At 67.9% G+C, this 6,442-nt stretch carries 6 protein-coding genes; 4 read left to right on the top strand and 2 right to left on the bottom strand.

Features of this window, described 5'->3' with window-relative positions; translation table 11 throughout:
• Nucleotides 1-420 precede the first annotated feature (420 nt).
• The gene (gene rpsT / locus NF699_19605) at nt 421-684 is read right to left on the bottom strand and encodes a 30S ribosomal protein S20 (protein USU05202.1); all 264 of its coding nucleotides are present in this window, start codon (nt 682-684) and stop codon (nt 421-423) included.
• A gap of 158 nt (nt 685-842) precedes the next feature.
• On the bottom strand, nt 843-1,658 hold the full coding sequence (mutM, locus tag NF699_19600) for a bifunctional DNA-formamidopyrimidine glycosylase/DNA-(apurinic or apyrimidinic site) lyase (GenBank protein USU05201.1): 816 nt from the start codon (nt 1,656-1,658) through the stop codon (nt 843-845).
• Nucleotides 1,659-1,713: 55 nt separating this feature from the next.
• On the opposite strand from mutM, the gene NF699_19595 reads away from it, so the two are divergent.
• The 4 genes from NF699_19595 to coaBC all read left to right on the top strand — a co-directional run bounded on the left by NF699_19595 (nt 1,714) and on the right by coaBC (nt 6,423).
• Nucleotides 1,714-2,460 carry a class I SAM-dependent methyltransferase gene (locus NF699_19595; protein USU05200.1) on the top strand — a complete coding sequence of 249 codons (747 nt, stop codon included), beginning with the start codon at nt 1,714-1,716 and terminating at the stop codon, nt 2,458-2,460.
• 123 nt (nt 2,461-2,583) lie between these two features.
• Nucleotides 2,584-4,119, top strand: coding sequence for a 2-polyprenylphenol 6-hydroxylase (gene ubiB, locus NF699_19590; protein USU05199.1), 1,536 nt, complete (start codon nt 2,584-2,586; stop codon nt 4,117-4,119).
• A 4-nt stretch (nt 4,120-4,123) separates the two neighbouring features.
• The gene (locus NF699_19585) at nt 4,124-5,245 is read left to right on the top strand and encodes a hypothetical protein (protein USU05198.1); all 1,122 of its coding nucleotides are present in this window, start codon (nt 4,124-4,126) and stop codon (nt 5,243-5,245) included.
• On the top strand, nt 5,242-6,423 hold the full coding sequence (gene coaBC / locus NF699_19580; protein ID USU05197.1) for a bifunctional phosphopantothenoylcysteine decarboxylase/phosphopantothenate--cysteine ligase CoaBC: 1,182 nt from the start codon (nt 5,242-5,244) through the stop codon (nt 6,421-6,423). Before NF699_19585 ends, coaBC begins: the two co-directional genes overlap by 4 nt.
• Nucleotides 6,424-6,442: the final 19 nt, after the last annotated feature.

Below are 6,442 nucleotides of genomic sequence, written 5' to 3'. Positions count from 1 at the left end.
CGCACACGTCTCCGATGTCGGAACGACGGAATGTCGACCCGACCTGCATTCTCAAGACAGACAAGTCCCCCTTCGGCCAAAGGCCGTTCGGCATCCCCACGCTGTTCAGGTCCCCGGCAGCGTTGAAAGCCGCTGCGGTGAGGGCGAGTTATGAAGCGTTGCCCGAGTCGATCAAGCCCCCGCCCGGTCACATTCTTGAAATAAACGGGATTGACAGCCCACGGCCCGCGGAAATGCGTTCAACAAAGTGACAAGTTGTTGAAAACACTCGGTTTTACCGCGCTTCGACCAGAAAGACCTGCCCCGAATCGTGGTGACTCCTGCCTTTCCCTTTTCGTTCTTTTTGCACCCGAAACGGACATCAAAAAACCCGCCGGGACGGGTCCCGGCGGGCTGAACGTTTTCGACGCGTGACGCGTGTCAGGCGAGCGAGGTCACGGCCTTGGTCAGGCGTGCGAACTTGCGGCTCGCGGTGTTCTTGTGCAGCACGCCCTTCGACACACCACGCGCCAGCTCCGGCTGCGCAGCGGCGAGAGCGGTCGTCGCCGCAGCCTTGTCACCCGACGCCAGCGCCGATTCGACCTTCTTGATGAAGGTGCGGATACGGCCGACGCGGTTACCGTTGATCTCGGCGCGGCGCTCGTTACGACGGATGCGCTTCTTGGCTTGCGGCGTATTCGCCATTCGGGACGTCCTTGCGAGTGATGTTGTCGATGGGAAAGCAGCGCCGGGATCACCCTACGCCCTCTCGAAGCCAGCGCCCTTAGCGATTGCAGGCGAAGGGGTCAACCGGGAAGACCCTCGGCAGGTCCTTCCTGCGAGGGGAAGGAATGCCGGCTGGATCAGTTTCGCTGACATGTCGCACAATAGAAGGTCGATCGTCCGCTATCGACCCGCCGCTGGACGATGCCGCCGCAATGGCACGGCTCACCCTCGCGGCCGTACACCAGGAACTGCTTCGAGAAATATCCCAATTCCCCGTCGGGACGCGCATAGTCGCGAAGCGTCGAACCGCCCGCCTCGATCGCCGCGAGCAGCACCTCGCGCACGGCGATCGCCAGCCGCTCGAGTCGCGGCAGGCCGATCTGCCCCGCCGCCCGCGTCGGCGCGATCCGCGCCACGTGCAGCGCCTCGCACACATAGATGTTGCCCAGCCCCGCAACGATCCGCTGGTCCAGCAGCATCGCCTTGATCGGCGACACCCGGCCCTTCAGCACCCGATGCATATATGTACCGGTGAAGTCGGCCCCCAGCGGCTCCGGCCCCATCGCCATGAACGGCGGGTAGGCATCGATCGCTGCGGTCTCGACCAGATCCAGGAAACCGAATCGCCGCGGATCATTGAGCGCGAGACTGCGCCCCTCCCCGGTCTCGATCAGCAGATGGTCGTGCGTCAGCCGCTCGGCGGGATCGACCCGCCACCGCCCCGACATGCCGAGGTGGAAGATCAGCGTATCGCCGCGATCGGTATCGATCATGCCGTATTTGGCCCGCCGCCCCAGCCCCGTCACGGTCGCGCCCGTCAGCCGCTGGCGCAGATCGACGGGAATCGCCTTGCGCAGGTCGGCGCGGCGCGGCTCGACATTGGTCAGGCGCTGGCCGGCAAGGACCGGGGTCAGGCCGCGGACGGTGGTTTCGACTTCGGGGAGTTCTGGCACACCGATCAGCTAGGTTGCGTTTGCCCCGGCCACAAGCCACCGCTAGGGCAGGCGCATGACCGATACCGCCACTCCCGGAACCGTCTCGTTCGGCTACGAAGACGTCGCGCCAGAGGAAAAGACCGCCCGCGTCGGCGGCGTCTTCTCCAGCGTCGCCAAGAACTACGACCTGATGAACGATGCCATGTCCGGCGGCATGCACCGGCTGTGGAAGGACCGCTTCGTCCGCCGCGTCCAGCCGCAGGAGGGGCAGCAGATCCTCGACATGGCGGGCGGCACCGGCGACATCGCCTTCCGCCTCGCCGCCGCCGGCGCGTCGGTGACCGTGGCGGACATCAACCCGCAGATGCTGGAAGTCGGCATGGAACGCGCCGCCAAGCGCGGCATCGACGGGCTGGTGTGGACGGAAGCGAACGCGGAAACGCTCACCTTCCCCGACAAGTTCTTCGACGCCTATACGATCGCGTTCGGCATCCGGAACGTCACCGACATCCCCAAAGCCCTGCGCGAAGCCCACCGCGTCCTGCGCCGCGGCGGCCGCTTCTATTGCCTCGAATTCTCGACCACGACATGGCCGGGGTTCAAGGAAGTCTATGACAGCTATTCGCACAAGCTCGTGCCCAAGCTCGGCCAGATGCTCGCGCAGGACGCCGACAGCTACCGCTATCTGATCGAATCAATCCGCCGCTTCCCCGACATGCCGACGTTCAAGGGCATGATCGCCGACGCCGGCTTCGTCCGTACCAAGGCCGAACCGATCCTCGGCGGACTCGTCGCGATCCACTCGGGGTGGAAGATTTGATGCACGCGCACCGACAAGCCCCTCCCCTTCAGGGGAGGGGTTGGGGTGGGGATCGTCTCACCGAGACCAGCGCCGATGAGTCCTCCACCCCAACCCCTCCTCTGAAGAGGAGGGGCTAAAGGCGTGACTGCTTCCGTCGTCCACGTCTGGCGCCTGCTGAAATGGGGCCGCATCCTCGCCCGCCACGGCGCGCTGCGCGGAATCGAGCGCGACCCCAACACGCCCGCACCCGTCCGCCGGCTGGCGCGCATCGCCCGCTTCGGCGCGCGCGTGCCCAAGGTGCCGCGTTACGCCGATGCGTTCCAGGCGATCGGCCCCGCCGCGATCAAGCTCGGCCAGACGCTCGCCACCCGTCCCGATCTCGTCGGCGAGGTGGCGACGCAGGACCTGCTGCGTCTGCAGGACCAGCTGCCCCCCGTCCCCTACGCGACGATCGCCGCCGCGATGGAGGGCAGCTTTGGCCGCCCGCCGTCGGACCTGTTCACCTCAATCGAGGAAACGCCGGTCGGTGCCGCCTCGATCGCGCAGGTGCATCGCGCGGTCACGACCGATGGCCGTACCGTTGCCGTGAAGGTGCTGCGCCCCGGTGTCGAGGCCGACTTCACCCGTGCCATAGCGACCTACGAATGGGCGGCCGCCCAGCTCGAAGGCATGAGCGTCGAGGCCCGCCGCCTCCGCCCGCGCCTGACGGTCGAGAACTTCAAGCGCTGGACGACCCGCGAACTCAATTTTCGGCGCGAGGCGGCCTCGGCGTCCGAACTCGCCGAATCGATGACGGCCGAGCCGGACTTCATGGTCCCTGCGATCGATTGGCAACGCTCGACGGCACGCGTGCTGACGGTGGAATGGGTCGACGGGATCAAGCTGTCGGATCGCACCCGATTGATCGCGCAGGGCTACGATTTGCCCAAGCTCGCCAACACGCTGATCCAGGCATTCCTGCGCCAGGCGATCGCCGAGGGCTTCTTCCACGCCGACATGCATCAGGGCAACCTGTTCGCCTTGCCCGGCAACAAGATCGCCGCGATCGACTTCGGTATCATGGGCCGGATCGACCGGCGGGCGCGGGTCTGGCTAGCGGAGATCCTCTACGGCCTGATCACCGGTAACTACAAACGCGTCGCCGAAATCCATTTCGAGGCGGGCTACGTCCCCGCACATCATAACGTCGCCGAATTTGCCACCGCCCTGCGCGCGGTCGGCGAACCGATGCGCGGATTGCCGGTCAAGGACATGTCGATCGGCATGATGCTCGACGGCCTGTTTTCGATCACCCGCGATTTCGACATGGTGACGCAGCCGCACCTGCTGCTGCTCCAGAAGACGATGGTGATGGTCGAGGGCGTCGCCACCGGTCTCGACCCCGACATCAACCTGTGGGAATCCGCCGCGCCGTTCGTACGCGAATGGATCCGCACAGAACTCGGCCCCGAAGCCGCCATCGCCGATCGCCTGATCCGCGACGTCCGCACCATCGCAGCGCTGCCGGACCTCATCCGCCGGATCGAGGCGCGCTATCCCGCCCCCGGCGGCGAGCCTCCTGCCCCCCCGCTGCGCGAGATAGAGGTCGTGCGGATCGGCGGCGGCTGGCGATATGCCGCAGTGGCGCTGGTCACCGCCGCCGCCAGCGTCGCGGCGACCTGGCTGATCGTCCACTGACCCGATGATGCGCCGTACGCTTGCCCCGGTGTGGCTGACGCAGCCCTCGCGCTTCGCCGGGACGACGCCGCGCAATGCCTGGGCGGGCCTCGCGGCGCTCGCAGTGCTGCTGCTGGCGACGCTGCTCGTTTTCGCGACACCGAGCCCACCGGCAGCGACGCGAACGCCCGCCGATCGTGCCGACGATCAGGCCGACGTGGTCCTCTACGAGACCATCGTCGAGAACGTGCGCCACGGCGGCCATTATTACGCCGTCGCAGCCGATGCGATGCGCGCCGGCAACTACCCGCTGAAACCGTTCGTCACGTTTCGCCTGCCGACGCTCGCGATGGTGCAGGCGTCGGTGCCCCACGGTGTCGTCGTCGTCCTGCTCTACCTGCTCGCAGCGGCGGTCGCCCTCGCCTGGTATGCGCGGCTCGCCCCCGCCTTCGCCCGACCGCCGCCGCGTATCGTCGCGATGGCCCTGCTCGCCGGCGGACTGATGGCCTTCGTACAGCGGGACCTGATCGCCTTTCATGAAATCTGGGCGGGCCTGTTCATCGCCCTGTCGCTGGCGGCCTACCGACCCGAGGGATGGCTGCCCTCGGTTGCGTTCGGGCTCGCCGCGACGCTGATCCGCGAGACGGCCGGGCTCTATCTGGCATTGATGGCGATCCTCGCGCTCTTCGGCGGCCAGCGTCGCGAGGCGACCGGCTGGATGATCGCCGGTGCGATCCTCGCCATCGCGCTTGCCGCTCATGCGCACGCCGTCGCGGACGTGGTCCGCCCGCTGGATCCCGAATCGCCCGGCTGGTCGGGGCGACTCGGCTTCGGCTTCTTCATCCGCACCATGACCGTGTCGACCGCGCTGATCCTGGCACCGCTGTGGGTCGCCGCGCCACTCGTCGGGCTGGCATTGTTCGGCTGGGCGGCATGGCGCGATCCCCTCGGCCTGCGGGTGCTGGTATTGCTTGCCGCCTATGCCGCGGTGCTGAGCGTCTTCGGCCGGCTCGACACCTTCTACTGGGGGCTGCTCGTCGCGCCACTGCTGCTCGTCGGCCTCGCATTCGTCCCCGACGGCGTGCGCGATCTGGTCGCCGCTGCGCGCGACACACGGCGGATCACGGTGAAAAGGATCATCCGGTGAAACGAATCCTCCTGATCGTCGGCGGCGGAATCGCCGCCTACAAGGCCGCCGAACTGATCCGCCTGCTCAGGAAACGCGGCCACGCCGTCCGCTGCGTACTGACCGACGGCGCCGCGCATTTCGTCACGCCGATGACACTCGCGGCCCTGTCGGAGGACAAGGTCTACACCACCCTGTGGGATCTGAAGGACGAAGCGGAAATGGGCCATATCCAGCTCAGCCGCCAGGCCGACCTGATCGTCATCGCTCCCGCCACCGCCGACCTGATGGCGCGTATGGCGGCGGGCATCGCCGACGATCTCGCCACCACGCTGCTGCTCGCCACCGACACCCCCGTCCTCGCCGCCCCGGCGATGAACGTGCGGATGTGGACGCACGCCGCGACACGGCGCAACGTCGCGCAACTGCGTGCCGACGGCATCACCGTGCTCGACCCCGACGACGGCGCGATGGCCTGCGGCGAATATGGCCCCGGCCGCCTGCCCGAACCCGTCGCCATCGCCGCCGCGATCGACGCGGCGCTGGCACCCCCGGCAGGATCGCTCGCCAACCGCCATGTCCTCGTCACCGCCGGCCCCACCCATGAGCCGATCGACCCGGTCCGCTATATCGCCAACCGCTCCTCGGGGCGGCAGGGCTTCGCCATCGCCGAGGCGCTCGCCGCTCTCGGTGCCCGGGTCACGCTCGTCGCCGGCCCGGTCGCCCTCGCCACCCCGCCAGGCGTGGACCGCATCGACGTGGTCACCGCGCAGGACATGGCGGACGCGGCGACGCGCGCCCTGCCCGCCGATGCGGCGGTGATGGTCGCCGCGGTTGCGGACTGGCGCGTCGACGTCGCGCCGCACAAGGTCAAGAAGGGCGGTGCCACACCGACGCTGACACTGACCGAGAACGTCGATATCCTCGCCACCCTCGCCCACGGCCCGCAACGCCCCCGCCTCGTCGTCGGCTTCGCAGCCGAAACCGAGCGCGTCGTCGAACACGCGACGGCCAAGCGCATCCGCAAGGGCGCCGACTGGATCGTCGCCAACGACGTGTCGGGCGACGTCTTCGGCGGCGACGCCAACACCGTCCACCTCGCCACCGCCGTCGGCGTCGAACATTGGGAACGCCTGCCCAAGGCGGAGGTGGCCCGCCGTCTCGCCTCTCGCATCGCGGATGCGCTCGCAGGTTCTTGATCCGTTCGCATAAGGCCGC

It is taken from the genome of Sphingomonadaceae bacterium OTU29LAMAA1 (genome assembly GCA_024072375.1).
In the GTDB taxonomy this organism is placed as follows: domain Bacteria; phylum Pseudomonadota; class Alphaproteobacteria; order Sphingomonadales; family Sphingomonadaceae; genus Sphingomonas.
The sequence above is the reverse complement of the archived record's forward strand: the minus strand, read 5'-3'. Positions and strand labels throughout refer to the sequence as shown.

Excerpts from the sequence above, each read along its gene's own strand:
- rpsT (USU05202.1), bottom strand. The coding sequence starts at position 684 with ATGGCGAATACGCCGCAAGCCAAGAAGCGCATCCGTCGTAACGAGCGC.
- NF699_19595 (USU05200.1), top strand. The coding sequence starts at position 1,714 with ATGACCGATACCGCCACTCCCGGAACCGTCTCGTTCGGCTACGAAGAC.
- NF699_19585 (USU05198.1), top strand. The coding sequence starts at position 4,124 with ATGATGCGCCGTACGCTTGCCCCGGTGTGGCTGACGCAGCCCTCGCGC.